At 66.7% G+C, this 23549-nt stretch carries 17 protein-coding genes and 1 pseudogene; 12 read left to right on the top strand and 6 right to left on the bottom strand.

What is annotated here, in order from left to right:
• The first annotated feature begins 102 nt into the window (after window positions 1-102).
• Together EV147_RS21270 and EV147_RS21265 are read left to right on the top strand one after the other, a co-directional pair.
• Complete coding sequence (locus EV147_RS21270) at window positions 103-1380, top strand: MFS transporter (RefSeq protein ID WP_130393199.1); 1278 nt, start codon at window positions 103-105, stop codon at window positions 1378-1380.
• Between the two features lie 298 nt (window positions 1381-1678).
• Window positions 1679-2575 (top strand): mechanosensitive ion channel family protein, encoded by an 897-nt coding sequence (locus tag EV147_RS21265; protein ID WP_130393198.1) that lies wholly within the window; start codon window positions 1679-1681, stop codon window positions 2573-2575.
• A gap of 91 nt (window positions 2576-2666) precedes the next feature.
• On the opposite strand, the gene edd is transcribed toward EV147_RS21265, so the two are convergent.
• Window positions 2667-4493 (bottom strand): phosphogluconate dehydratase, encoded by a 1827-nt coding sequence (gene edd / locus EV147_RS21260; protein ID WP_130393197.1) that lies wholly within the window; start codon window positions 4491-4493, stop codon window positions 2667-2669.
• Between the two features lie 252 nt (window positions 4494-4745).
• On the opposite strand from edd, the gene zwf reads away from it, so the two are divergent.
• The 5 genes from zwf to EV147_RS21235 are packed head-to-tail and all read left to right on the top strand — an operon-like array spanning window position 4746 to window position 10026.
• Window positions 4746-6194, top strand: coding sequence for a glucose-6-phosphate dehydrogenase (zwf, locus tag EV147_RS21255; RefSeq protein WP_130393323.1), 1449 nt, complete (start codon window positions 4746-4748; stop codon window positions 6192-6194).
• Between the two features lie 59 nt (window positions 6195-6253).
• Complete coding sequence (gene pgl / locus EV147_RS21250; protein ID WP_130393196.1) at window positions 6254-6943, top strand: 6-phosphogluconolactonase; 690 nt, start codon at window positions 6254-6256, stop codon at window positions 6941-6943.
• The gene (locus EV147_RS21245; RefSeq protein ID WP_130393195.1) at window positions 6940-7956 is read left to right on the top strand and encodes a glucokinase; all 1017 of its coding nucleotides are present in this window, start codon (window positions 6940-6942) and stop codon (window positions 7954-7956) included. Before pgl ends, EV147_RS21245 begins: the two co-directional genes overlap by 4 nt.
• A 25-nt stretch (window positions 7957-7981) precedes the next feature.
• Entirely contained in the window at window positions 7982-8692 is a 711-nt protein-coding gene (locus tag EV147_RS21240) for a response regulator transcription factor (RefSeq protein ID WP_130393194.1), read from the top strand.
• Window positions 8692-10026 carry a sensor histidine kinase gene (locus tag EV147_RS21235; protein ID WP_130393193.1) on the top strand — a complete coding sequence of 445 codons (1335 nt, stop codon included), beginning with the start codon at window positions 8692-8694 and terminating at the stop codon, window positions 10024-10026. Before EV147_RS21240 ends, EV147_RS21235 begins: the two co-directional genes overlap by 1 nt.
• Before the next feature lie 82 nt (window positions 10027-10108).
• Here the strand turns inward: EV147_RS21235 and EV147_RS21230 are convergent, their stop codons facing one another.
• Window positions 10109-11044 (bottom strand): 2-hydroxyacid dehydrogenase, encoded by a 936-nt coding sequence (locus tag EV147_RS21230; protein WP_130393192.1) that lies wholly within the window; start codon window positions 11042-11044, stop codon window positions 10109-10111.
• Between the two features lie 259 nt (window positions 11045-11303).
• Between EV147_RS21230 and EV147_RS21225 the strand changes: the two genes are divergently transcribed.
• Entirely contained in the window at window positions 11304-13043 is a 1740-nt protein-coding gene (locus EV147_RS21225; RefSeq protein WP_235844899.1) for an OPT/YSL family transporter, read from the top strand.
• A 9-nt stretch (window positions 13044-13052) separates the two neighbouring features.
• On the opposite strand, the gene EV147_RS21220 is transcribed toward EV147_RS21225, so the two are convergent.
• The 3 genes from EV147_RS21220 to EV147_RS21210 all read right to left on the bottom strand — a co-directional run bounded on the left by EV147_RS21220 (window position 13053) and on the right by EV147_RS21210 (window position 14221).
• A complete protein-coding gene (locus EV147_RS21220; RefSeq protein ID WP_130393191.1) occupies window positions 13053-13544 on the bottom strand; it encodes a DUF421 domain-containing protein in 492 nt (163 codons plus the stop codon).
• Between the two features lie 112 nt (window positions 13545-13656).
• A complete protein-coding gene (locus tag EV147_RS21215; RefSeq protein WP_130393190.1) occupies window positions 13657-13962 on the bottom strand; it encodes a hypothetical protein in 306 nt (101 codons plus the stop codon).
• A gap of 64 nt (window positions 13963-14026) precedes the next feature.
• Window positions 14027-14221, bottom strand: a complete 195-nt coding sequence (locus EV147_RS21210) for a DUF1059 domain-containing protein (protein WP_130393189.1) — start codon at window positions 14219-14221, stop codon at window positions 14027-14029.
• 144 nt (window positions 14222-14365) lie between these two features.
• On the opposite strand from EV147_RS21210, the gene EV147_RS21205 reads away from it, so the two are divergent.
• Complete coding sequence (locus EV147_RS21205) at window positions 14366-15022, top strand: DsbA family oxidoreductase (RefSeq protein ID WP_130393188.1); 657 nt, start codon at window positions 14366-14368, stop codon at window positions 15020-15022.
• A gap of 24 nt (window positions 15023-15046) precedes the next feature.
• Here EV147_RS21205 and EV147_RS21200 read toward each other — a convergent pair whose 3' ends face one another.
• On the bottom strand, window positions 15047-16123 hold the full coding sequence (locus tag EV147_RS21200) for a porin (protein ID WP_130393187.1): 1077 nt from the start codon (window positions 16121-16123) through the stop codon (window positions 15047-15049).
• A 622-nt stretch (window positions 16124-16745) separates the two neighbouring features.
• Between EV147_RS21200 and EV147_RS26510 the strand changes: the two are divergent.
• From EV147_RS26510 to EV147_RS21190, 3 genes and pseudogenes are all read left to right on the top strand, one after another.
• Window positions 16746-16862: pseudogene (locus tag EV147_RS26510) on the top strand (ESPR domain-containing protein); the annotation flags it as partial.
• 27 nt (window positions 16863-16889) lie between these two features.
• The gene (locus EV147_RS21195) at window positions 16890-21938 is read left to right on the top strand and encodes a beta strand repeat-containing protein (RefSeq protein ID WP_198680330.1); all 5049 of its coding nucleotides are present in this window, start codon (window positions 16890-16892) and stop codon (window positions 21936-21938) included.
• A 75-nt stretch (window positions 21939-22013) separates the two neighbouring features.
• Window positions 22014-23408, top strand: a complete 1395-nt coding sequence (locus EV147_RS21190) for a two-partner secretion domain-containing protein (protein WP_206751186.1) — start codon at window positions 22014-22016, stop codon at window positions 23406-23408.
• Window positions 23409-23549 lie beyond the last annotated feature (141 nt).

The following is a 23549-nucleotide window of genomic DNA, read 5'->3' as shown; positions in this document are numbered from 1 at the left end:
TTCGGCGCGTGATCGGGTTCCCGGCTAGAATCGGCGTTTTCGCCATGTACGCGAGTGCGTACATGGCGCTACCCGCTGCCAGACGTCCCCGCCACGCCCCCCATGTCCTCCGCCTCCGCGCAGCCGGCCAATGAGCCGGACAACGTTTTCCGCGATCCCGCTTTCCGTCACTTCTGGTTTGCCCGTCTGTGTACCACCATCGGTTACCAGATCCTTACCGTTGCGGTGGGCTGGCAAATGTATGCGCTTACTAACGATGCGTTCATGCTGGGGATGGTGGGGCTGGTGCAGTTCCTCCCCTCGATCGTGCTGCTGCTGATGTCGGGCCATGTGGCGGACCGTTTCGACCGTCGCATCATCGTGCGTACCTGCCAGATGGTGGAGGCACTGATTGCCGTCGCCATGGCCGTGGCGAGTTTCTCGGGCTGGATCACCAGCGAGTACATCTTCCTGTTCGTGGCGCTGCTCGGGGGGACCCGGGCGTTCGAGACGCCCACGCTGCAGGCGCTGCTGCCGAGCGTGGTGACGCCGCGCCAGCTGCCGCGTGCGGTGGCGCTGGCCAGTTCGGCCACGCAGGCGGCCATCATCATCGGTCCGGCGCTGGGCGGCTTTGCCTACGTGGCCGGGCCCGGCGTGGTCTACACGATCAGCGCGGTGCTGTTCTCGATTGCCGCGTTGATGGTCTTCACGCTGAAGCTGCGCCAGGCGCCCCAGCGCCTGACCGCGCCGGTCAGCGTCAAGACACTGTTCGCCGGCTTCGCCTACATCCGCAGCAACCCGGTGCTGTTGGGCGCGATCTCGCTCGACCTGTTCGCGGTGTTGCTCGGCGGCGCCACGGCGCTGCTGCCGATCTATGCCAAGGACATCCTGCACACCGGCCCGTGGGGCCTGGGGCTGCTGCGCTCGTCGCCCGCGATCGGGGCGCTGGTCACGGCGCTCTGGCTGGCCCGCAACCCGCTGAACCGCCGCGTGGGCCGCGTGATGTTCGGCGCCGTCGCCATTTTTGGCGTGGCAACGATGGTCTTCGGCATTTCGACGTGGCTGCCGCTGTCGATGGCGGCGCTGGTGGTACTCGGCGCCTCCGACATGATCAGCGTGGTAGTTCGCTCGACGCTGGTGCAGCTCGATACCCCGGACGACATGCGCGGCCGGGTAGGCGCCGTCAATTCGGTGTTCATCGGCGCGTCGAACCAGCTTGGCGAGTTCGAATCCGGGGTCACCGCCGCGCTGCTGGGTCCGGTCGGGGCGGTGCTGCTGGGCGGCTTCGGCACGCTCTGCGTGGTCGCCGCCTGGATGAAGCTGTTCCCGATGCTGACCAACCGCGACCAACTGCACGACCACAGCGCACACGGCTCCGGAAAGGCAGCTACGGCACGCTAGTGCTGCGCAGCAACCAAACGGAAACGGGCGGCCGGGCCGCCCTTTCTTCTGGTCGGAGCGTACCCGTTTCTGCGTTGCCGCAAAAACCCGAGCAAGATTTCCAAACCGTGTAAGGAGTGCACGCGGATCGACATTGCAGGTCTTTCATGTGATCGAAAAGGCGATTTGCTCGGGCCACAGCCTGATCCAAGCGTGCCAAGACGATACGCAGAAACGGGTACGCTTTTTCCTCTCCCGCTGCCGTCCTGGCACATCCTTCGCGAGTCCCGTCGGTTTTGCCATTTTGTGGAGCCGACGCATGGACCTGAATTTCATCGATCACGCCAAACTTGAGGCCACCTGGGCGTATCTGGCCCAGTTCGCGGTCAGCCAGGGGCTGAACTGCCTGGCGGCGCTGGCGATTTTGCTGGTGGGGTGGTGGCTGTCCGGGCGAGCGGCGCGGACGCTGCGTAACGGGCTGCAGCATACACATGTGGACGATACGTTACGTCCGATGCTGGCCAGCGTGGCGCAGTGGGTGGTTCGGGTGCTGACCGTGGTGCTGGTGCTGTCGCAGTTCGGCGTGCAGACCGCCAGCATCATCGCCATGCTTGGCGCGGCGGGGCTGGCGATCGGGCTGGCGCTGCAGGGCACGCTGCAGAACATCGCCGCCGGGATCATGCTGGTGCTGCTGCGGCCGTTTCGCGTGGGGCAGTACATCGACGCGCAGGGCGTGGCTGGCACGGTGCGCGAGACCGGGCTGTTCATGACGGAGTTGCAGACGTTCGACGGGGTTTGCCTGCGGGTGCCGAACGGCAAGATCTGGGGCAGCCCGATCATGAACTACAGCGAGAATCCCACGCGCCGGATGGATATCGAGGTCACCGTGACGTTCGACAGCCCGATCCAGGCGGGGCTGGACGCACTGCGGGCCATGCTCGACGGCGACAAGCGCCTGCTGGAGACGCCCAGGCGCGAGGTGATGGTGGTGCGCTACACGGACCGGGGCGTCACGCTGAACGCGCGCTACTGGACGTCCAACGACGATTTCTGGAGCGTGCAGTACGAGATGTTCGCGCGGCTGAAGCGCACGCTGGAGGAAGCCGGCTGCCGGATCGCGGTGCCCGTGCAGGAGGTGAGGGTGCCGGAGGGAGATGAGCGCGAAGGCAATGAAGGGTATCGTGAGCGGATCGTGGTGTCGGGGAAGCCGAACTAGGGCGGGTTTGCTCCCCTCTCCCACTTCATGGAAGAGGGGAACCAGGTTGTCGGTACGGAAAGCGTACCCGTTTCTGCGTAGCAAACGAAGCCTATTCCTCCTCCCCAAACAACGAACAGGCCCCCGTCTCAGCCGTCCCCACGTGCTTCCGGAATCCGCCAAACAGATCCCGCCCCACACCATGGCGATTGGGCGTGAGGTCGGGTTTGTCAGCCTCCCGCGCAGAGAGTTCGGCGTCAGATGCCCTCACCGTCAGCACGCCGGCCGGGGCATCCACACGCACGATATCCCCGGTGCGCACGCGACCTATGGCGCCGCCAGTCAGCGCCTCGGGGCAGACGTGGATGGCAGCCGGCACCTTGCCCGAGGCCCCCGACATCCGTCCATCCGTGACGAGCGCCACGTGGAAGCCGCGGTCCTGCAGCAGCGTCAGCGTGGGCGTCAGCTTGTGGAGTTCGGGCATGCCGCACGCGCCGGGGCCCTGCCAGGGCAGCACGGCCACGAAGTCGCGTTCGAGTTCGCCGCGCTTGAAGGCGGCCAGCACGTCGTCCTGGTGATGGAACACGATGGCCGGTGCCTCCACCACCTGGTGCTCGGGCTTGACCGCCGATGTCTTGATCACGCAGCGGCCCAGGTTGCCGTCGAGCACCTTGATGCCGCCATCGGGTGCGAACGGGCTGGCGGGCGTGCGGACGATAGTGTCGTCGAGCGGCTGGGCGGGGCCGTCCGTCCAGCCCAGCTTGCCGTCATGGAGCACCGGTTCGCGCGTGTAGTCGGCCAGTCCGCGGCCCACGATCGTGTTCACGTCGTCGTGCAGCAGCCCTTCGGCCAGCAGGCCGCGAATCACGATCGAGAGCCCGCCGGCCGCCTGGAACTGGTTCACATCCGCCTTCCCGTTCGGATAGACGCGCGCCAGCAGTGGCACGGCGGCCGAGAGTTCGTCGAAATCGTCCCAGGTCAGCTGGATGCCGGCCACGCGGGCCATGGCGATCAGGTGCAGCGTGTGGTTGGTGGAGCCGCCCGTGGCCACCAGCCCGACGATGCCGTTGGCGAACGCGCGTTCGTCGAGCACCTCGGCAATCGGCATGTAGCGCTCGCCGCCGTGCACGAGCCTGAGCGCCTGCCGGGCCGATTCGCGCGTCAGCGCCTCGCGCAGCGGCGTGCCGGGGTTGATGAAGGCCGTGCCCGGCAGATGCAGGCCCATGATCTCCATCAGCATCTGGTTCGAGTTGGCCGTGCCGTAGAACGTACAGGTGCCGGGGCCGTGGTAGGACTTCGTTTCCGCTTCGAGCAATCCCTGCCGGTCGATCTTGCCCTCGGCGTAGAGCTGGCGGATGTGGGCCTTCTCCTCGTTGCCGATGCCGGTGGTCATCGGCCCGGCCGGCACGAACACGGCCGGCAGGTGGCCGAACGAGAGTGCGCCCATCACCAGCCCCGGCACGATCTTGTCGCACACGCCCAGGTACAGCACGCCGTCGAACATCTGGTGCGACAGCGCCACGGCCGTAGCCATGGCAATCACGTCGCGCGAGAACAGCGAGAGGTCCATGCCGTCCTGGCCCTGCGTGACGCCGTCGCACATGGCCGGCGTGCCGCCCGCGAACTGGGCGGTGCCGCCCGCTTCGAGCGCGGCTTCCTTGAGCCACTGCGGGTAGGCCTGCAGCGGCTGGTGGGCGGACAGCATGTCGTTGTAGGCCGAGACAATGGCCAGGTTGGGCCGCTCCTGGGCCTTGAGCCGGATCTTGGCGTCGTCGGGCATGGCGGCCACGGCGTGGGCCAGGTTGGTACACGAGAGGTTGCTGCGCTCCACCTTCTGCCCGGCCATGGCGCGGGTGCGGTCGAGGTAGGCCTGGCGGGTAGGGGCACTGCGGGCCACGATGCGGGCCGTGACCCGTTCGAGCGCGGGGTGTCGGGGCATGGGGTTCTCCTTTGAGGGGCGCTTCTCAGCGTAGCCGAAAACGGCGGACGCCACCGTCACGCAACTTTCATGCACGCAGAAATGGGTACGCTTTGGCGCCCGGGCCGCCCGGATGCTGCCTGGCAGCGCCGCCGCGTGCACAACCCGGGGCGAGTGACGTAACATGGCCGGAGCATTTGGCTGGAACCAATGCGCCGCCCGGCCGGACTCATAGTGTCGGGGGCGATCCCCCGCAAGGAGCCCAGGGTGAGCATGCCCGATTTCGACATGGTGCTGTTTGGCGGCACCGGTGACCTGGCGCGGCGCAAGCTGCTGCCGGCCCTTTTTGACGCGCACCGCTGTGGCGTGCTGCACCCCTCGGCGCGCATCCTCGCCACGGGCAGCCATCCGCAGACCACTGAACAATACAAGGCCACGCTCGAGGAAACCGTGCGGCCCGGCCTCGAACACGCCCCGCCCGATGCCTGGGCCACGTTCCTCGACCGCATCTGCTACGTCCAGGCCGATGCCCGCCAGCCGGCCCATTTCGACGCGCTGGCCGAGAAGGTGCTGGCCCGCAAGCCCGAGGTGGTGGTCTGCTACCTGGCCACCGCGCCCCATATCTTCGTGCCGATCTGCGAGCAACTGGCGCGTACCGGCCTGAACACCCCGAACGTGCGCGTGGTGCTGGAAAAGCCGCTCGGGCACGACCTGGATTCGTCCGAGGCCATCAACTCGGCCGTGGCGAAGTTCTTTGCCGAAGACCAGATCTACCGCATCGACCACTACCTGGGCAAGGAATCGGTCCAGAACCTGATGGCGATCCGCTTCGGCAATGCGCTGTTCGAACCGCTTTGGCGGCGCGAGTGGGTGCAGGACGTGCAGATCACCATCGCCGAGGAACTGGGCGTGGAGAAGCGCGGCGACTTCTACGACCAGACCGGCGCCCTGCGCGACATGGTGCAGAACCACCTGCTGCAGATGCTGTGCATGGTGGCGATGGAGCCGCCGGCCAGCCTCAGCGAGGACGCCATCCGCGACGAGAAGATCAAGATCCTCAAGGCGCTCAAGCCGATCCAGCCACAGGACGTGGCCGAGAAGACCGTGCGCGGCCAGTACCGCGCGGGGGCCATCGGCGGCAAGCCCGTGGTGGGCTACGTGGAGGAGCAGGGCATTGCGCCGGACAGCCGCACCGAGACCTTCGTGGCGGTCAAGGCCGAGATCGCCAACTGGCGCTGGGAGGGCGTGCCGTTCTACCTGCGCACCGGCAAGCGGATGCAGTCGCGCGTGGCCGAGATCGTGGTGCATTTCCGCGACGTGCCGCACGCCATCTTCCCCAAGCCGCTTGGCCTGTCGCCGCAGAACCGGCTCGTGATCCGGCTGCAGCCCGAGGAAAGCATCAAGCTGTACTTCCTCGTCAAGCAGCCCGGCGACACGCTGGAGCTGACCCAGACCTCGCTCGACCTCGATTTCGCCACCTCGTTCAAGAAGCGCCGGGCCGGCGCCTACGAGCGCCTGCTGCTGGACGTGATCCGTGGCCGGCTGGGCCTGTTCGTGCGCCGCGACGAGCAGGTGCAGGCGTGGCGCTGGGTGGAGCCGATCATCGACACCTGGGAACAAAGCTCGGTGCCGCCCAAGCCGTACACGGCCGGCACCTGGGGCCCGGCGGCGTCGTCGGCGCTGATGTCGCGCGACGATGCGCTGTGGCACGAGGAAGTCTGAGCCGCTCCGCCCCGCAACCCGCACGATTCGCACGATTCGCACGACCCACGGAGACCGCCATGCGCCAGTTCGACCATGCCAACGCGATGGACCAGGCCGAGGCGTTGGCCATGTCCATCGGCCACGCGCTGGACCTCGTGATCAAGGCCCGCGGCTGGGCCGTGCTGGCGGTATCGGGCGGCAAGTCGCCGCTGCCGATGTTCGAGCGGCTGCGCTACCACCCGGTGCGCTGGGAGGCGGTCACCGTGACGCTGGTAGACGAACGCGCGGTGCCGCCCGACCATGCCGACAGCAACGGCGCGCTGGTGCGCAACCATCTGCTGCGCGAGGGCGCCGGCGTGGCCGGCTGGGCGCCGCTGATCCGCGACGCCGCCGAGGCGGCCGATCCCCAGAGCGCCGTGCAGCGGCTCAACGCGGCGTTCTGCCAGCCGGACGTGGTGGTGCTGGGCATGGGCGAGGACGGGCATACGGCGTCGCTGTTCCCTGAAGCGCCCGAGTTGCAGGCGGCGCTGGCCGAGCCCCAGCCGGGCTACGTGGTCACGCACCCCGGCACGGCGCCGCACGCCCGCGTGACGCTGAACCTGGCGGCGCTGCTGGCCGCCGAGCGCACCTTTCTCGCCATCACCGGCGAAAAGAAGAACGCGGTGCTGGACCGCGCGCTGGCGGCGCCCACCCCGGCGCTGCCGGTCAGCGTGGTGCTGGCGCGGTACCGGCGCGGCGTCGATATCTTCCGGACCGAGAACACATGACACAACGCTCCCCGTCCTCCCACGGCTATCCGCGGCTGCTGGCCGATGTTGGCGGCACCAATGTGCGGTTCGCGCTGGAAACCGCGTCGATGCGGATCGGCGAGGTCACCGCGTACAAGGTGGCCGAGCATCCGTCACTGGAAGCCGCGATGCGCCAGTACCTCGGCACGCTGCCGCCCGACGCCCGGCCGCGCCATGCCGCCATCGGCCTGGCGAACCCCATCACCGGCGACCACGTCAAGCTGACCAACCACAACTGGGCCTTCTCGATCGAGGCCATGCGCGAAGCGCTGGGGCTGGCCACGCTCGTGGCCATCAACGATTTCACGTCGCTGGCGCTGGCCCTGCCCTGGCTGCCCGCCGGCGGGCTGGCGCAGGTGCGCGGCGGCACGGCGGTGGCCACGGCGCCGCGCGCGCTGATCGGGCCGGGCACCGGGCTGGGCGTGTCGGGGCTGGTGCCGGCGCCTGGCGGCGGCGCGGTGGCGCTGGCGGGCGAGGGCGGCCATATCGAGGCCATGCCCGATACCGACGACGAATGGATAGCCTGGCGTGCCGCCCACGCGCAGTTGGGACGGGTGTCCGCCGAGCGGCTGCTGTCGGGCATGGGGCTGTCGCATATCCACGCCTCGCTGTCCGCAGAAACGGGTACGCCCCTGGCCGAGCCGCTGACCCCGGCGCAGGTGACCGAGGGCGCGCTGCAACTGGGCGATCCATTGTGCCGGCGCGCGTTCGACGCGTTCTGCGGCCTGCTGGGCTCGGTGGCGGCCGATGTGGCGCTGGTGCTTGGCGCCCGGGGCGGCGTCTATATCGGCGGCGGCATCGTGCCACGCTTCGTCGAGGCGTTCCGGGCGTCGCCGTTCAACGCGCGCTTTGCCGACAAGGGGCGCATGGGCAAGTACCTGGCCGATATCCCGGTGTTCGTGATCACCGCCGACTATCCCGCGCTGCCGGGGCTGGCGCGCGCGCTGGCCGACCGGCTCGAAGGTGACATGCGTCACGCCCATCGCTCCTAGCCCCTGGCTCCCTCCGAAGACGAACATGCGTGTACTGCTGGTGGAAGACGACGCCATGATTGGCGAAAGCGTGAAGGTGGCGCTGCGCCAGGAAGGCTTTACCGTGGACTGGGTGCGCGATGGCGACGCCGGGCTCGATGCCGCCACCGACCAGCACGGCCCCCGGGCCGATGGCGGCTACGACATCGTGCTGCTGGACCTGGGTTTGCCGCGCCGCTCGGGGCTGGACGTGCTCAAGGCCCTGCGCGCCCGCAACGTGCGCACGCCGGTGCTGCTGGTCACCGCGCGCGACGCCGTGGCGGACCGCGTGGCCGGCCTGAATGCCGGTGCCGACGACTACGTGATCAAGCCGTTCGACCTGCAGGAACTGGTGGCGCGCATGCACGCCACGGCCCGCCGGGCGGAAGGCCGCGCCGAGCCCGAGCTGCGCTACGGCGATATCGTGCTGAACCCGGCCACGCGGGAGGCCACGCAGGCCGGCACGCCGGTGCGGCTGTCGGCGCGCGAGTACGCGCTGCTCTCGGCGCTGATGGCGCGGCCGGGCCAGGTCTGGTCGGTGGCGCAGCTGCAGGAGCGGCTCTACGGCTGGGATGACGAGGTGGGCAGCAACACGGTGGAGGTGTATATCCACGCGCTGCGCCGCAAGTTCGGGGCGGCGCTGATCCGCAATATCCGGGGGGTCGGCTACCTGATGCCCCAACTCGACGGCGCCACGCCGGAACAGGCGGCGGACTGATGCGCTCGATCCAGCGGACCCTGCTCTGGTGGCTGGCCGCGGGCCTGGCCGCCGGCATCGCCGTGGCCACGGGGCTGATCTATGGCCAGGCGCGGCAGGAAGCCAATGCCCTGTTCGACTACCAGATGAAACAGGTGGCCGCCGCGCTGCCGAGCCAGTTCTCGGTACCGGTGGCGCCGCCGTTCGTGCCCGGCGATGGCGCCTCGGCCGACCTGCTCCACGCGGACGAGGACGTGGTCATCCATATCTGGGACGGCTCGGGACGCAGCCTGTACCTGTCGCATGCCCACCCGGTGCTGCCGCCGCGCGCCGAACTGGGCTTCTCCAATGCGCGGACCGAATCGGGCGAGTGGCGCATCTACAGCGTGCAGCTCGGGCCGGCCGTGGTGCAGATCGCCCAGCCGCTCAGCGCCCGCCGCACGCTGGCCGCGCATATGGCGCTGCGCACCGTGGCGCCGCTGCTGCTGCTGTTGCCGGTGCTGGGCTGGCTGGTCTGGCTGGCGGTGGGGCGTGGCCTGCGGCCGCTGCGCGAGATCGCCACCGAAGTGCGGGCGCGCGACGCCAATACGCTGGCGCCGCTGGCCGTGCGCGACATGCCCGACGAGATCGCGCCGCTCTCCGCCGCGCTGAACCAGCTGCTGGCGCGGCTGGCGCACGCCATCGACACCCAGCGCGCGTTCGTGGCCGATGCCGCCCACGCGCTGCGGACCCCGCTGACGGCATTGCAGCTGCAGGCCCAACTGGTGGAGCGCGCCGAGACGCCCGAGGCGCGGCAGGCGGCCGTGGGCCAGCTCAAGCAGGGGCTGGAGCGGCTGACGCATCTGGTGGCCCAGTTGCTGACGCTGGCCCGCCAGGAGCCTGGCGCCGCGCCCCCGCCGCACGAACCGGTGAACCTGCGCACGCTGGCCGCCGGGGTGGTGGCCGACATGTCGCAGGCCGCCATCGACCGCGACATCGACCTCGGACTTGAGGAAAGCGGCGCCCAGGGGCCGGTCACGGTGCGGGGCGATGCCGATGCGCTGCGGATTCTGCTGACCAACCTGATCGACAACGCGCTGCACTACATCCCGCGCGGGGGCCGGGTGGACGTGCAGGTGGCCCACACCGCGCAAGGGATCGAACTGACGGTGCGCGACAACGGCCCGGGGATTCCGGCCGAGGAATGCGGGCGCGTGTTCGACCGCTTCTACCGCGCGCCCGACGCGCCAACCGGCGGCAGCGGGCTGGGGCTGGCGATCGTGGCCGAAGTGGCGCAGTCCCACGGCGCCCGTATCGCGCTGGAGGATGCCAGGCCGGGTTTGCGGGTGAGGGTGGTGTTTCCGGCGGTGGGGTAGCGGCCTCGGGTAGATTTGAGACGTTCGAGCAAAGAAATGGGCAATTCCTTGCTCAATCGTCTCAATTTCGCGCTGGCAAGCCTCAACCCACCGGCGCCACCAACGCCTCCCCGGCAAAATGCCGCCGCGCATTCTCGAGGAACTGGTCCACCGACGCCTGCACGGCTTCGGGCGACCAGCCGCCCACATGCGGGGTCAGCACGACGTTGGGGCAGTCGAACAGTTCGGCCGGCGGCGCCGGTTCGCTTTCGTAGACATCCAGCCCCGCGCCACCTACTTCGCCGGCGCGCAACGCATCGGCCAGCGCCCGGGTGTTCACCACGCTGCCGCGCGCGATGTTGACCAGATAGCCGGCAGGCCCCAGCGCCCGCAGCACGGCCGTGTCGATCAGGTGGCGGGTCTCGGGGCCGCCGGGCGTGGCCACGACCAGGTAGTCCGCCCACTCGGCCAGCGCCATGACATCGGCGAAGTACTGGAATGGCACGTCCGTGCGCGGACGGCGGTTGTGGTAGCCGATTTCGAGGTCGAAGCCCTCGCCGCGCCGGGCGATGCGGCGGCCGATCGTGCCCAGGCCGATGATGCCGAGCCGCTTGCCCGAGACGTTGGGCGGCAGCGCGATGCTGCTGCGCCAGACGCCGTCGCGCGTGGCGCGGTCCAGCGTGGGCACGCGGCGCACCGTGGCCAGCAGCAGTGCCATGGCGTGGTCGGCCACGCAACTGTCGTTCGTGCCCGCGCCGTTGGCCACGGCGATGCCGCGCGCCTGGCAGGCGCCCAGCGGGATGTTCTCGTAGCCGGCGCCCAGGGCGCAGACCAGGCTCAGTGCCGGCATGGCGTCGAGCTCCCCGGCCGTGATGCCGGTGGTGCCGTTGGTCAGCAGGACACGGAACGTTGGCCCGCGCGCGGCGATCCCGGCGGCGCGGCCCTCCGGCGTGGGCGCGTAGCAGACTTCGTAGTGTTCGGAAACGAGGGCGAGGTGGCCGGGTTCGAGCTGGATCAGGACAAGCAGGGCGGGCTTCATGCGTGACAGCGAGAGGAGAGGGTCTTGTAGTGGATGCCGGCCAGGCCGACGCGACATTCTATGCCCGGGTTTGCGCGCCTGCCTGACGCGCCAGCGGTTTCCGGGCGATTGCCGGCTGGCGGCGCGGCACGCAGAAACGGGTACGCTTTGCGCCGGACTGCGGGAAAAGGCACGCAGAAATGGGTACGCTGTGGGGTGTGTCGGTGACGGATGTGCCCACCCGTACAAGATGCGACAACCCAAGACCAAACCCAACCCCATGACCCTCCCGCGCCCCGACACCTGGCAATACCACCTGCTCCTGGGCGCCGCCGGCATGCTCGTGCTCGGGCCGCTGGGCGGCATCGCGGCGGCGTACATGAACTTCTCGCTCGGCTTTTTCGTCGGGGGGCAGGTGCTGGCGGGCATCCTCGGTTCGGCGGTCACCGCCGGCTATGGCGCCGCGGGCAGGCATGGCGCGAACTACATCCAGACCGCTGCCGCCTCGGTGGCCGGCATGGGCGGCATGGCCGTGGTGATCCAGGCGATGGGGTGGATGGGGCTGGCCGAGCCGCCGCTGTGGCAACTGATCGGCTACATGCTCTGCATCGGCATGTACGGGGTGGGGGTCGGCATGCTGTACACCCCGCTGCTGGTGGACCGGATGCAACTGACGTTCCCATCCGGACTGGCCGTGGCCAACATCCTGCGGGCGCTGACGGACCCGGTGCTGCTGCGCCGCTCGATTGCCCGGCTGGCGGGCGGCATGGGTCTTGGTGTGCTGGCTGGCGTGGGGTCGGCGCGGGTGGCGTGGCTCGGGGCGATCGACCTCTCGGCGTCCACCTTCGGTGCCGGGATGATCGTGGGCGCGCGGATCGGGGTGGCGGCGCTGGTCGGCGGCCTCGCGGGCTGGGCGCTGACGCCGTACTTCGTCTCCATCGGCTGGCTGGCGCCGGGCGACCCCTATCGCAAGATCACGTTCCTGTTCGCGCTCGGGATGATCATGGGCGCGGCGCTGGTCGACGTGCTGCTGTTGCTCGGGCGCGCGTGGCAACGGTCGCGGCAGGCGCGCGCGCCCGGCGAGGCCAGGGCCGGGCCGCAACGCTGGATCGTGGCCTGGGTGGTGGTCTGGGGGCTGGCGGTGGTGGCGGCGGGCGTGGCCTGGTTCGGCCAGCCGGTGGGCTACCAGCTGATGGCCGTGCTGCTGGTGCTGGTGTTCGCGCTGGTCAATGGCATCTCGGTGGGGATGGTCGACCAGAATCCGATTTCCTCGGCCTTCGTGCTGACCGTGATCCTGATGGCCGCCGTGGGGTTGCGTGAACCGCACATCGGGTTGATTGCCGCGACGGTACTGCTGGTGTCCACGGCCGAGGCGTGCGACATGCAGCAGGACCGCTCCACGGGCTGGCGGCTGGGCACCAACCGGATGGTGCAGTTCGGGTATCAGGTGGCGGGCATCGTGGCCGGCGCGGTGCTGGCGGTGCTGCTGGCGCGGCTGTTCATGGAGGCATACCCCGTGCTGCGGCTCGACCAGACGCTGCTGCCGGCCGACCAGCAGCCCGCGCGCTGGACCTCGGCGATGACCTACAAGATCGTCGGCGCGCTGCGCAGCATGGCCGAGGACCGGCCATACCAGCGGCTGGCGGTATGGATCGGGCTCGGCATCGGGCTGGCGACGGAAATTCTGCGCAAGGCGATTCGCGCGTCCGCGCGCTATCGCGCCTTCGCGGCGCGGGGGCGGCCGGGGCGCGTGGTGGACTTCGTGATCGATGCCGTGGTGCTGCCCTCGCCTTACGCGTCGTCGTTCGGCGGTTTCGTCAACCTGTCGGCGGCGGCGTGGATGGCGGCCGGCGGCGTGGTGGCGAGCCTGGCCGACGCCCGCACGCGACCGGCGGCGAACGATGCCGCGCTGCCCGGGGACATGAGCACCACGTCGCTGATGGGCGGCGGACTGATTGCCGGCGACGCGCTGGCGGCGCTCGGCTTCGGCATCGCCGGCCTGCTGGCGGTGGTGGGATGACGCCCGGCGCTACTTGTTGGTGATGACGCTGATCTTGCCGCCCGGTTCGAGGTACATCGCCTTGACCTCCTCCACCGACGACACGCCTTCCTGGCGCATCTGCGATTCCAGTTCCTCATCGGTGATGGCGTGGCGCGCCATGTTGGCGCGCAGCTTGCGGCCATTGCGCACCAGCATCACCGGTTGCGGGTCGACAAAGCGGCGGATGGCGGGCGAGAGATAGGCGCCCAGATCGAGCAGCCGGTTCCAGAGCACCAGCGTACCCACGAGCAGCGCGGCGTCGGCCACGCTGTCGCCCTTGCCGGCCATGCCGTTCTGCGCGGCGTCAGCCACGATGACGATGATCAGCAGGTCCGCGATGCCCAGCGAGCCCACGTCGCGCCGCCCGATGAAGCGGAACAGCAGGAACAGGAACCAGTACATCAGCGTGCCGCGCAGCATGGTTTCGAGCGGCGAGATGCTGAAGGCGAGGACGTGGTGCCAGTCGAACGAAAGATCCATGGCAGAAACGCCAGAACGGGATCTCTACATCGTACGGAGCGCAGGCGTCCGGCGGCGACAGCGGCTGTCCGATCCGCCTGTCAGGTCTGTCCTACGGAAATTGGAGAAAGGACTACGAAGTGCCGTCGAATCCGCGCGCGGCGTTGGCGGCGTAGTCGGCCGCGGCAATCAGCACGAGCCGCGACGGTTCGAGGCGGCCCGGCGCCAGCGCGGCCGCGCGCAGCATGCTGCCAAGCCGCTGCAGCAGCGTGGCCGTGGCACGGCCGCCGTCGAGGGTGCGGAAATGCATCATGGCCTTGTCCACGGAGGCCATGGCCAGTGCCGAAACTGGCGCGCCGGCCTGGGCGGCATCGGCATGGTCGATGATCTGGCTTGCGTAGAGCTGCACGATGCCGTCGTGCGTATCGGGTGCGTTCATGTCGGTCTCGCTGGTTGCCACGCGGAGGCGATCCCGGCGCCCCCACGTGGCTCGCAAGCCAGAACTATGCCGGTGGCGCCCCCTCGTGGAAGCACGCCTTGAGCTGGCTGCGCAGTTCGGGCGAGTCCTGGTGATCGTGGACCTGCACCGCATGCTGCACGGCGGCCTCCAGCAGCTCGGCCTCGGTGTCGGCGCTCAGCGCGACGGTGCATTGCTTCTCGCTGGGAAACTCGCGGCAATCGATGTATTTGCGTCCCATGACAGCCTCCTGGCGCGAACGATGGCAACGCGCCTGTGATCCAGTATAGGAGGCGCATTCCTGCAGGAATTGGCAATTCCGGCTACCCTGTCGCCACTTTCGAAACCCGTCGCCGGCGCGTCGCCGGCGCCCGAGAAACAAGTCATGACTCAATCACTCAAGATCGACGTGGTGTCTGATATCGCCTGCCCGTGGTGCGCCGTGGGGCTGTCGTCGCTGCTGGTGGCGCTGGACCGCCTCAGGGACGAGGTGGAGGCCGAGATCGTGCTGCATCCGTTCGAACTGAACCCGCAGATGGGCCCGGAGGGCGAGGCCATCGTCGATTACCTCGGCAAGAAGTACGGCCGCACGCCGGCGCAGATTGCCGAGAGCCAGGCGATGATCCGCGAGCGCGGCGCCGCCGTGGGCTTCACGTTCGGCCCGCGCGATTTCGTCTACAACACGTTCGACGCGCACCGGCTGCTGCAGTGGGCGCTGACCGAAGGCAAGCAGCTGCCGCTGAAGCTGGCGCTGCTGCAGGCGTACCACGGCGACGGCAAGGACCCGAGCGACCACGAGGTGCTGGTGGAGGCCGCCCGCTCCGTGGGGCTGGACGCCGAGGACGCCCGCGCCGTGCTCGACAGCGACGAATTCGCGCAGGATGTGCGCGACGAGCAACGTGAATCGCAGGCGATGGGCATCCAGTCGGTGCCGTCGATCATTTTCAACAACCACTACCTGATCTCGGGCGGGCAGCCGCCCGAGGCGTTCGAACAGGCCATCCGCGGCATCGTGGCCGAGCAGAGCGGCAAGCCGGCCTGACCGGCCCGGGCGCCCTGCCGGTGCTCAGAAGTGGTGCCGCACGCCAGCCATCACGCCTACGCGCGTGCTCTGGCTGACGTCGGTCACGGGCGTGCCGGCCCAGTACTCGGTTTCGCGCCCCACCGTGCCGCCGCGCATGTGCACGACGTCGGCTTCCAGATACACGCTGGTCCGCTTCGAGAACGCGTAGTCGGCCACCAGCGCCACGCTGTCGGCGTTGCCGCCGCCCAGATGCACCGGTACGTCCTGGAACTGCGTGGTGACGGCGCCGGACTGCCGGTAGCGGTAGTAGGCGCCCGACAGATGCAGCGCCGGGGTGAGCTGGTAGCCGAGCCCCAGGAACGAGATGGCGAAGCGCGCATCGCCGGCGGACTCGCGCCGGCCCATGTGTCCCAGGTAGGCGGTGGCCTTGCCCACCGTGTAGGACCCTCCCACCGAGTAGTTGCGGATCGTGTTGCCGCCATCGTCGCTGCGCCGCTGGTCGTACGCCACGCCCAGCGCCAGCGCGCCCTGCTGGTACTTGACGCCGCCGCCCAGCGTGGTGCCCCGGCTCATGCCCCCGGGCTGCTCGCCCGCGCCGTAGTCGAGCTGTACCGAGAACGGCCCCACGGTGCGCTGGTAGACCACGCTGTTGTTGATGCGGTAATCCTGGAAGAAGATATCGCCGCCGATGTAAAGCGGATCGGACCAGAAGTTGCCCCAGCCCTGGTCCAGCGGATCGAACGCCCAGCCAATGTTGTTGAGCGCGTTGTACTGGCGGCCGAACGTCAGGCTGCCCCAGTCTCCGGCCAGTCCCACCCACGCCTGCCGGCCGAATAGCGCGTTGTAGGCCACGCGGCCGTCGTCGCTGTTGAAGCCGCTTTCGAGCTGGAAGATCGCGCGGTTGCCGCCGCCGAGATCTTCGGTGCCCTTGAGGCCGAAACGGCTGCCGACCATGCCGCCCGAGACCAGGCCGGCCTGGTCGTGGTGGCGGGCATCGACGTTCGAGGTGTAGCGCACCGCCGAACTGACGATGCCATACAGGGTCACGCCGGACTGGGCGTGGGCGGCGCAGGGCAACAGCCCGGCCGCGAGCAGCCAAAGGCTGGCTGAGGTCTTCACGAATTGTCCTCCGGAATACGGACCGGCCCGCGCGCAGTGGGCGGGCAGGTTCAGGCAAGCACCTGAGGGGGTTCCAGTCCCGCGTGGCAGTCCTTCGGGAACCAGGGCACACGGAAGGCACGCGGGGCGTTATCCGGCTGCGCGCGACGGAGCGGCGCAGGGTCCGGATCGAGGGTCGAAGCGATGGCGAATGCTGTGAGCGGGCACAGGCAAGCCGGGGGTGGGGCGCGAGGCCCGTTTGATCTCCGCCGCACGGCTTCGACAAGGCGCGGCAGTGCCCAACAGGTCATGTCGGAGCGCCACGCCGGTGCGGCGGAAGGGCCGTAGTTTACCGCATCGACGCCTTGTCCCGCGTGGCGTGCGAATATCTCCGCCTTTTCGCGAGATATTCGAGGCGGAGAATCAGACGATTTATCGATATAGAATTTTAAGGTTATTACTATTCACTACGGCTTCCTTTTGTCATAAGACTTCTAGTGTCCACGGTGGTTTGTTTGCGTTGACTCGTTCAATTTTAGGGAATTGGCGATTGACTGCCTGGCTTGTCTCCCTCTGATTTCTCCGAAACATCGCATTCGCTTTATTTATCACCGACACAGCGAAAAACGACAAGAGGGAAACCATGAACAAGAGCCGGTATCGCCGCGTCTTCAGCAGGCGGCTTGGGATGCTTGTGGCAGTGGCGGAGCACGTGAGAGGGCGGGGCAAGGAGCCCGGCGAGGGCGGGGACCCAACGCAGCCCCGTGGCGCGCTGGCGGTGGTGTCGATGATGACCACCATCGCCGTGACGTTACTGGCGCTGCAGCTGCACCGGGCGCACGCGCAGTCGCTGCCGACCAACGCCAACGTGGTGGCCGGGCAGGCGGCGATCTCCCGGCCTGACAGCAGCACGCTGCACGTCGATCAGGGCAGCCAGCGCGCGGTGATCGACTGGAATACGTTCAATATCGGACAAGGCAATACGGTCCGCTTCAACCAGCCGAACGCGCAGGCGCAGGCGCTGAACCGGGTCACGGGCGGGGTGCCATCGAACATCCAGGGTTCGCTGCTGGCCAACGGCCAGGTGCTGATCCAGAACGCCAATGGCGTCTTGTTCGGGCGTGGGGCGGTGGTCAACGTCGGTTCACTGCTGGCGACGACCAAGGCGATTGATGCCAGCGCCTTCATGGCCGGGCACCCGCTGACGCTGAGTGCAACCGGCCAGCAGGCGGGGATCATCAACGAAGGGCAGATCAACGCCGCTGGCTTTGTCACGCTGATGGGCGATCAGGTGCGCAACACCGGCTCGATCTCGACGGCGCCCGGCGGGCAGGTGATCCTGGCGGCGGGCGATGGCGCGACCGTGGCGCTGCCCAACGGACAGGGTGTTTCTGTCACGCTGACCGATGCGACGGCCCACGCGCTGGTTGAGAACGCGGGCAACATCCATGCGCAGGACGGCACGGTGCTGCTCACGGCGCGCGGCAAGGATACGTTGCTGAATACCGTGGTGAATCTCAGCGGCGTGGTGCGGGCAACCACGATCGTCGCCGACGCTGGCAAAACTGGCGATATTGCGATGTCGGGCACGCTCGACGTGTCGAACACCTCGGCCGGCGGTCGGGGCGGTGCCGTCGTGTTGTCCGGCGACCGGGTGGGCCTGTTCGGTCATGCACGGATCGACGCCACAGGCGACGCGGCAGGCGGCAAGGTGATTCTCGGCGGAGACTCGCTGGGCAAGCTGGCCGGCACGCGGGCCGCCGGGTTGCTGCAGGATGGGGTGAACTTCGCCAACTTCACGCAGGTGGATCGTGGGGCGAGGATTCTGGCCGGGGCAAGCAATGGCGACGGCGGCTTTGTCGAGACATCGGGCCACAGCCTGAACATCCACGGCACCGTGAGCGCGGCGGCACCGAACGGGAAGTCGGGCCACTGGCTGATCGACCCGACCAATATCACGATCAGTACGGGTGCCGATGCAAACTACTCGGGTAACGTCTCGGGAGGCTTCGACGGGGGTTCTAACAACACCGCCACGGTCAATAACGGCACGATCAACGATGCATTGAATGCCGGGACCGACGTCACGATCACGACGACGAGCAATGGGACGGCCACTGGCAATATCGTCCAGGAGGCGGGCGCCGACATCATCAAAACCAGCGGTGCAGCCGCCAACCTGAGCCTGATTGCGGATGCCAGCATTACGCTCAACGGCAATATCACCTCAACCTCCAATGCGCTGAACCTGACGCTGACGGCATCCTCAGGCGCAACCCGTGGCGCTGTGCAGCAGGCGACCAATACCACAATCGACGTCAACGGCGGGCAGATACATTTCTCCGGAGATACCGAAGGCGGCTCGGGTATCGCAGTGTTACTCGGTGGAGCCGTACTCAATGTCGGAGGTGGCGACATCACCGCCACCTCCAGCAACTCGCATGCGATAACCATAGACGGCGGTCTTACGCAGGTCGGAAACGGTACCCTGCATATCTTCGGCAGCGCGACCGCCTCGGGAAATAACCGGATGGGGGTTTATATCCGCAGCGAGATCGACGTATTGGAAAACTCCACCCTTATTCTCGAGGGCGAGTCGGTGACCAGCCCGGGTATTCAGATCAACCACATCATCGAGGCCAGGGATAACGCCCGTCTGGTTGTCAATGGCACGACACAGGGTGACTCGGGCATATGGGCGGGTGGAAATACGTCCTTCCACCTACAGGGCAATTCCACGGCGGAGCTTTTCGGTTCCTCGAACACCTCTGCCGGCGTCCGTCTGAATAATGTGATCGTCGAAGGCGATGCCAAACTCAACGTTACCGGCATTTCGGTGGCGGCGGCGGGAGCATGGGCCAACTTCGATATCAGGGACAACGCCTCGATCAATGTGTCCGGCGCATCCGATACCAACGTAGGAGTACTTAGCAACACTGCCGCATCGGGAAATGCTTCACTCCATCTGACGGGGATATCCAATACAAATGTCGGTGTGTCCTTGAACATCGCAGCTTCCGACAATGTCGCGGCGAATGTGACCGGCACGTCGACGACCAATTCAGGCGTCAACGTGCGCGGCAATTTCTCCGGGAATGCCACGCTCGATCTCACGGGAACGAGTACGGAGAGTGCAGGTATCGTATCCGTTCCCCAAGGGCTGAACTTCACTGACAATGCGGCGCTTCACGCCGTGGGTAGCTCCACCAATGGCAGCGGAGTGGTGATGGACAGCGGCTTCGGCTTCCATGGAACCGGAAGCCACACCATTACCGGCCATTCCGACCAGGGCGATGGCGTCGATTTGACCGCGCTGGGCGCGCTGGACATCACGCAGGGTTCGTTCGACATCCGCGGCACGTCAAACAACGGATTTGGTGTGGATCTCGGAGATCAATTCCAGATCAACGCGAACGGCGGCACCCTCAGTATCAACGGCACATCCGCCACGAAGGCGGGCGTGCTCATCGACGGCGCGTTGAACGTGGCCGGTACTGGCAACGTGGCTGTCAGTGGCACGTCGGGCAGTGGGCCGGGCGTGGCGTTGAACGGTTCGATCGACGTCGGGGGCAATGGCTATCTGAATCTGTCCGGAAGGTCCACCGATGGTGTGGGACTGGATCTCGCCAACGGCAGCATGCATTCGAGAGGGGATGGGCTGGCCAACGTCTCCGGCGACTCCACCACAGGCGTCGGCACCGACCTCGGCAACAGCACGATTGGCTCGGTGGAGAACGGCATCATCAATATCTGGGGAAACTCCACTGAAGCGACAGGCGTCGACCTTGGAAGCAGTGCGATCAGCACCATAGATAACGGCGAGGTGAATATCTTCGGGAAATCGGACAATGGTACCGGCGTGGACAACACGAATGGATCCATCATCGCTGACGGTAACGGCTCCAGCAACATCTCCGGAATGTCCACCAATGGCACGGGGTTCGATAACGGCAACGGTTCCATCGAAACGAAGGGAAATGGCTCGATCGATATCGCGGGGACGTCCACCGAGGGGCCTGGATTCGAGAATGGCAACGGTACCATCAACGTAACCGACAACGGTACGCTCAATATTTCCGGAAATTCGACCAACGGCACCGGCGTGGATAACGGCAATGGGGCCATTAACGTTGACGGCAACGGTTCGGCCACGATTTCCGGAAATTCCACCAATGGCACGGGATTCGATAACGGCAACGGTACCGTCAATACGAGCGATAACGGGACGACCAATATCTCGGGCAATTCGACCGAAGGAACGGGCATTGACAACGGAAACGGCACGATTAACGTCATCGACAACGCCTCGGTCAACATCTCCGGCAACTCCGGAAATGGCAGCGGCGTGGATAACGGCAATGGCACGATCAATACCGATGGCAATGCCTCGACCAATATCTCCGGTAACTCCACCAACGGCAGTGGCGTGGATAACGGTAATGGCACGATCAATACCGATGGCAATGCCACGACCAACATCTCCGGTAACTCCACCAACGGCAGCGGCGTGGATAACGGCAACGGCACGATCAATACCAGTGGCAATGCCTCGACCAATATCTCCGGTAATTCCACCGATGGAGCCGGCGTTGACAACGGCAATGGCACGATCAATACCGATGGCAATGCCACGACCAACATCTCCGGTAACTCCACCAACGGCAGCGGCGTAGATAACGGCAATGGCACGATCAATACCAGTGGCAATGCCTCGACCAACATCTCCGGTAATTCCACCGATGGAGCCGGCGTTGACAACAGCAATGGCACGATCAATACCGATGGCAATGCCACGACCAACATCTCCGGTAACTCCACCAACGGCAGCGGCGTAGATAACGGTAATGGCACGATCAATACCAGTGGCAATGCCACGACCAACATCTCCGGTAATTCCACCGATGGAGCCGGCGTTGACAACAGCAATGGCACGATCAATACCGATGGCAATGCCACGACCAATATCTCCGGAAACTCCACCAACGGCAGTGGCGTGGACAACAGCAACGGCACGATCAATACCGATGACAATGCCTCGACCAATATCTCCGGAAACTCCACCGAAGGGGCCGGCGTTGACAACAGCGATGGTGCGATCAATACCGGCGGCAACGGCTCGGCCAATATCTCGGGCAACTCGACGAACGGTAGTGGGATAGACAATACCAACGGCACCATCATCACCGGCGAGAACGGTTCCATCAACATCACCGGAAACTCCACCAACGGCGAGGGTATCGACAACACCAACGGCACGCTGGAGCCCGGCGGCGGAACCGTGACCAACAACAGCTACCAGGGCAACAGCAGCAACGGATCGGACGATGGTGGCGATAACGGAACCGCTGGCGGCGGCGATTCCGGCGGCAGCGACGCCGGGACCATTGCGGCCGTGGTCGGCGCGCTGGGTATCGGCGGCACGTTGGTCTACTTCTGGGAAGACCTTAACCGCGCAGGGTGGTATCTGGAAGACGCGCGGCCGCTGACCATTGAGTTGGGCGACATGTTCCAATGGACCGGCGCCCGGATCGAGGGGCTCAAGATTGACGCCGCAGCCAAGACCGCCGACGTGAAGATCGCCATGAACGCGGGCATGCTGGAAAGAAAGATGTCGCTTCGGGATGCCGCCGACGGTGTGCAGCGCTACGTGTTCGAAGACCCTGCCACGAACACCCGCGCCGATCTCTCCGTCAATGTTCGGACCAACGAATTCTTTTACGCGGAGAACGGCGTCGCGGACGGCAAGCCCTACGTGGTGAAGACGCAGGGATGGCTCAAACCGTCTGGCGAGCCGGCAACGCAGGCTGGCTCGACGGTATCCGGCATCGGCAACTGATTTCATCGATCTCGTCAGAGCGATATGGATCAGTCCGGTGCAGCTGGGCCGCGCGGCGCGGCGGGCGTGGTGTCGATGATGACCGCACTCGCCGTGCTGCTGCCCCTGCCACGCCACATGGCGCACGCGCAGCCGCTGCCGACCAACGGGAACGTGGTGGCCGGGCAGGCGGCGATCTCCCGGCCTGACGGCAGCACGCTGCACGTCGATCAGGGCAGCCAGCGCGCGGTGATCGACTGGAATACGTTCAATATCGGACAAGGCAATACGGTCCGCTTCAACCAGCCGAACGCGCAGGCGCAGGCGCTGAACCGGGTCACGGGCGGGGTGCCATCGAACATCCAGGGTTCGCTGCTGGCCAACGGCCAGGTGCTGATCCAGAACGCCAACGGCGTCTTGTTCGGGCGTGGGGCGGTGGTCAACGTGGGCTCCTTGCTGGCGACGACCAAGGCGATTGATGCCAGCGCCTTCATGGCCGGGCACCCGCTGACGCTGAGCGCAACCGGCCAGCAGGCGGGGATCATCAACGAAGGGCAGATCAACGCCGCTGGCTTTGTCACGCTGATGGGCGATCAGGTGCGCAACACCGGTTCGATCTCGACGGCGCCCGGCGGGCAGGTGATCCTGGCGGCCGGCGATGGCGCGACCGTGGCGCTGCCCAACGGACAGGGTGTTTCTGTCACGCTGACCGATGCGACGGCCAACGCGCTGGTTGAGAACGCGGGCAACATCCATGCGCAGGACGGCACGGTGCTGCTCACGGCGCGCGGCAAGGACACGTTGCTGAAGGCCGTCGTCAATCTCAGTGGCGTGGTGCGGGCGGGGACGGTGGTGACCGATGCGGCCAGGACTGGCGATATTGTGATGTCGGCTACGCTCGATGTGCCGAATTCCCTGGCAGGCGACCAGCGCGGCGCTGTCGTCTTGTCCAGTGACCATAGCGGCCTGATCAACAACGCGCGCGCCGCCGCCACGGGCGACGCCGCCGGCGGCTCCGACAGCAGCGATCCCGGAATGGTGGCCGCCTTGGTCGGAGCGGTGGGTATCGGCGGCGCCATTGCCTATTTCTGGAACGACCTGCAACCCCCAAGCTGGCTTCTCGACGCGCCGCGCCCCCTGAGCATCGAACTGGGTGATGCCGCCTACTGGTCCCGTGCGGAGCTGGCGGCTGTCAAGGTGGACGCGGCGCGCAAGGTGGCCGACGTGCGGGTCGTCACGAAAGCCGGCAAGCTGGAGAGGAGGATGCGGCTGCGCGACGGCGTCGATGGTGTACAGCGCTACACCTTTGAGCATTCGGCGATGGCCACCCGTGCCGACCTCTCGATCGACACCCGGACCAACGCGTTTTTCTACACCGAGAGCGGTGTCGCCGAAGGCAAGCCTTACGTGGTCAAGGCGCAGGGATGGCTGACGCCATATGGTCCGCCTGCCGAACAGTCCACCACGCCCGCGACCGATATCGAAATTTGACGATCCATGCCGCAGTCACTCGAACTGAATTGATGCAGGCTGAGCCCATCACTGCATTACTTAAGCTAATTACTATTAAGAACTCGGCCTCCATGAACTAGGGGATCAATCAGACTTCAATTCCACTTAAATCATAGTATC

The organism is Cupriavidus agavae (assembly GCF_004217045.1).
Classification (GTDB): Bacteria; Pseudomonadota; Gammaproteobacteria; order Burkholderiales; family Burkholderiaceae; genus Cupriavidus; species Cupriavidus agavae.
Note: the sequence above shows the minus strand (reverse complement) of the source record. Positions and strands in the feature narration are given on the sequence as shown.

Bases quoted from the DNA above. Each gene is read 5' to 3' on its own strand.
- EV147_RS21230 (WP_130393192.1), bottom strand. From the start codon at position 11,044: ATGAAGCCCGCCCTGCTTGTCCTGATCCAGCTCGAACCCGGCCACCTC.
- EV147_RS21270 (WP_130393199.1), top strand. From the start codon at position 103: ATGTCCTCCGCCTCCGCGCAGCCGGCCAATGAGCCGGACAACGTTTTC.
- EV147_RS21265 (WP_130393198.1), top strand. From the start codon at position 1,679: ATGGACCTGAATTTCATCGATCACGCCAAACTTGAGGCCACCTGGGCG.
- EV147_RS21235 (WP_130393193.1), top strand. From the start codon at position 8,692: ATGCGCTCGATCCAGCGGACCCTGCTCTGGTGGCTGGCCGCGGGCCTG.
- zwf (WP_130393323.1), top strand. From the start codon at position 4,746: ATGCCCGATTTCGACATGGTGCTGTTTGGCGGCACCGGTGACCTGGCG.
- EV147_RS21245 (WP_130393195.1), top strand. From the start codon at position 6,940: ATGACACAACGCTCCCCGTCCTCCCACGGCTATCCGCGGCTGCTGGCC.
- EV147_RS21240 (WP_130393194.1), top strand. From the start codon at position 7,982: ATGCGTGTACTGCTGGTGGAAGACGACGCCATGATTGGCGAAAGCGTG.
- EV147_RS21215 (WP_130393190.1), bottom strand. From the start codon at position 13,962: ATGAACGCACCCGATACGCACGACGGCATCGTGCAGCTCTACGCAAGC.
- EV147_RS21190 (WP_206751186.1), top strand. From the start codon at position 22,014: ATGATGACCGCACTCGCCGTGCTGCTGCCCCTGCCACGCCACATGGCG.
- pgl (WP_130393196.1), top strand. From the start codon at position 6,254: ATGCGCCAGTTCGACCATGCCAACGCGATGGACCAGGCCGAGGCGTTG.
- EV147_RS21225 (WP_235844899.1), top strand. From the start codon at position 11,304: ATGACCCTCCCGCGCCCCGACACCTGGCAATACCACCTGCTCCTGGGC.
- edd (WP_130393197.1), bottom strand. From the start codon at position 4,493: ATGCCCCGACACCCCGCGCTCGAACGGGTCACGGCCCGCATCGTGGCC.
- EV147_RS21220 (WP_130393191.1), bottom strand. From the start codon at position 13,544: ATGGATCTTTCGTTCGACTGGCACCACGTCCTCGCCTTCAGCATCTCG.
- EV147_RS21195 (WP_198680330.1), top strand. From the start codon at position 16,890: ATGATGACCACCATCGCCGTGACGTTACTGGCGCTGCAGCTGCACCGG.
- EV147_RS21210 (WP_130393189.1), bottom strand. From the start codon at position 14,221: ATGGGACGCAAATACATCGATTGCCGCGAGTTTCCCAGCGAGAAGCAA.
- EV147_RS21205 (WP_130393188.1), top strand. From the start codon at position 14,366: ATGACTCAATCACTCAAGATCGACGTGGTGTCTGATATCGCCTGCCCG.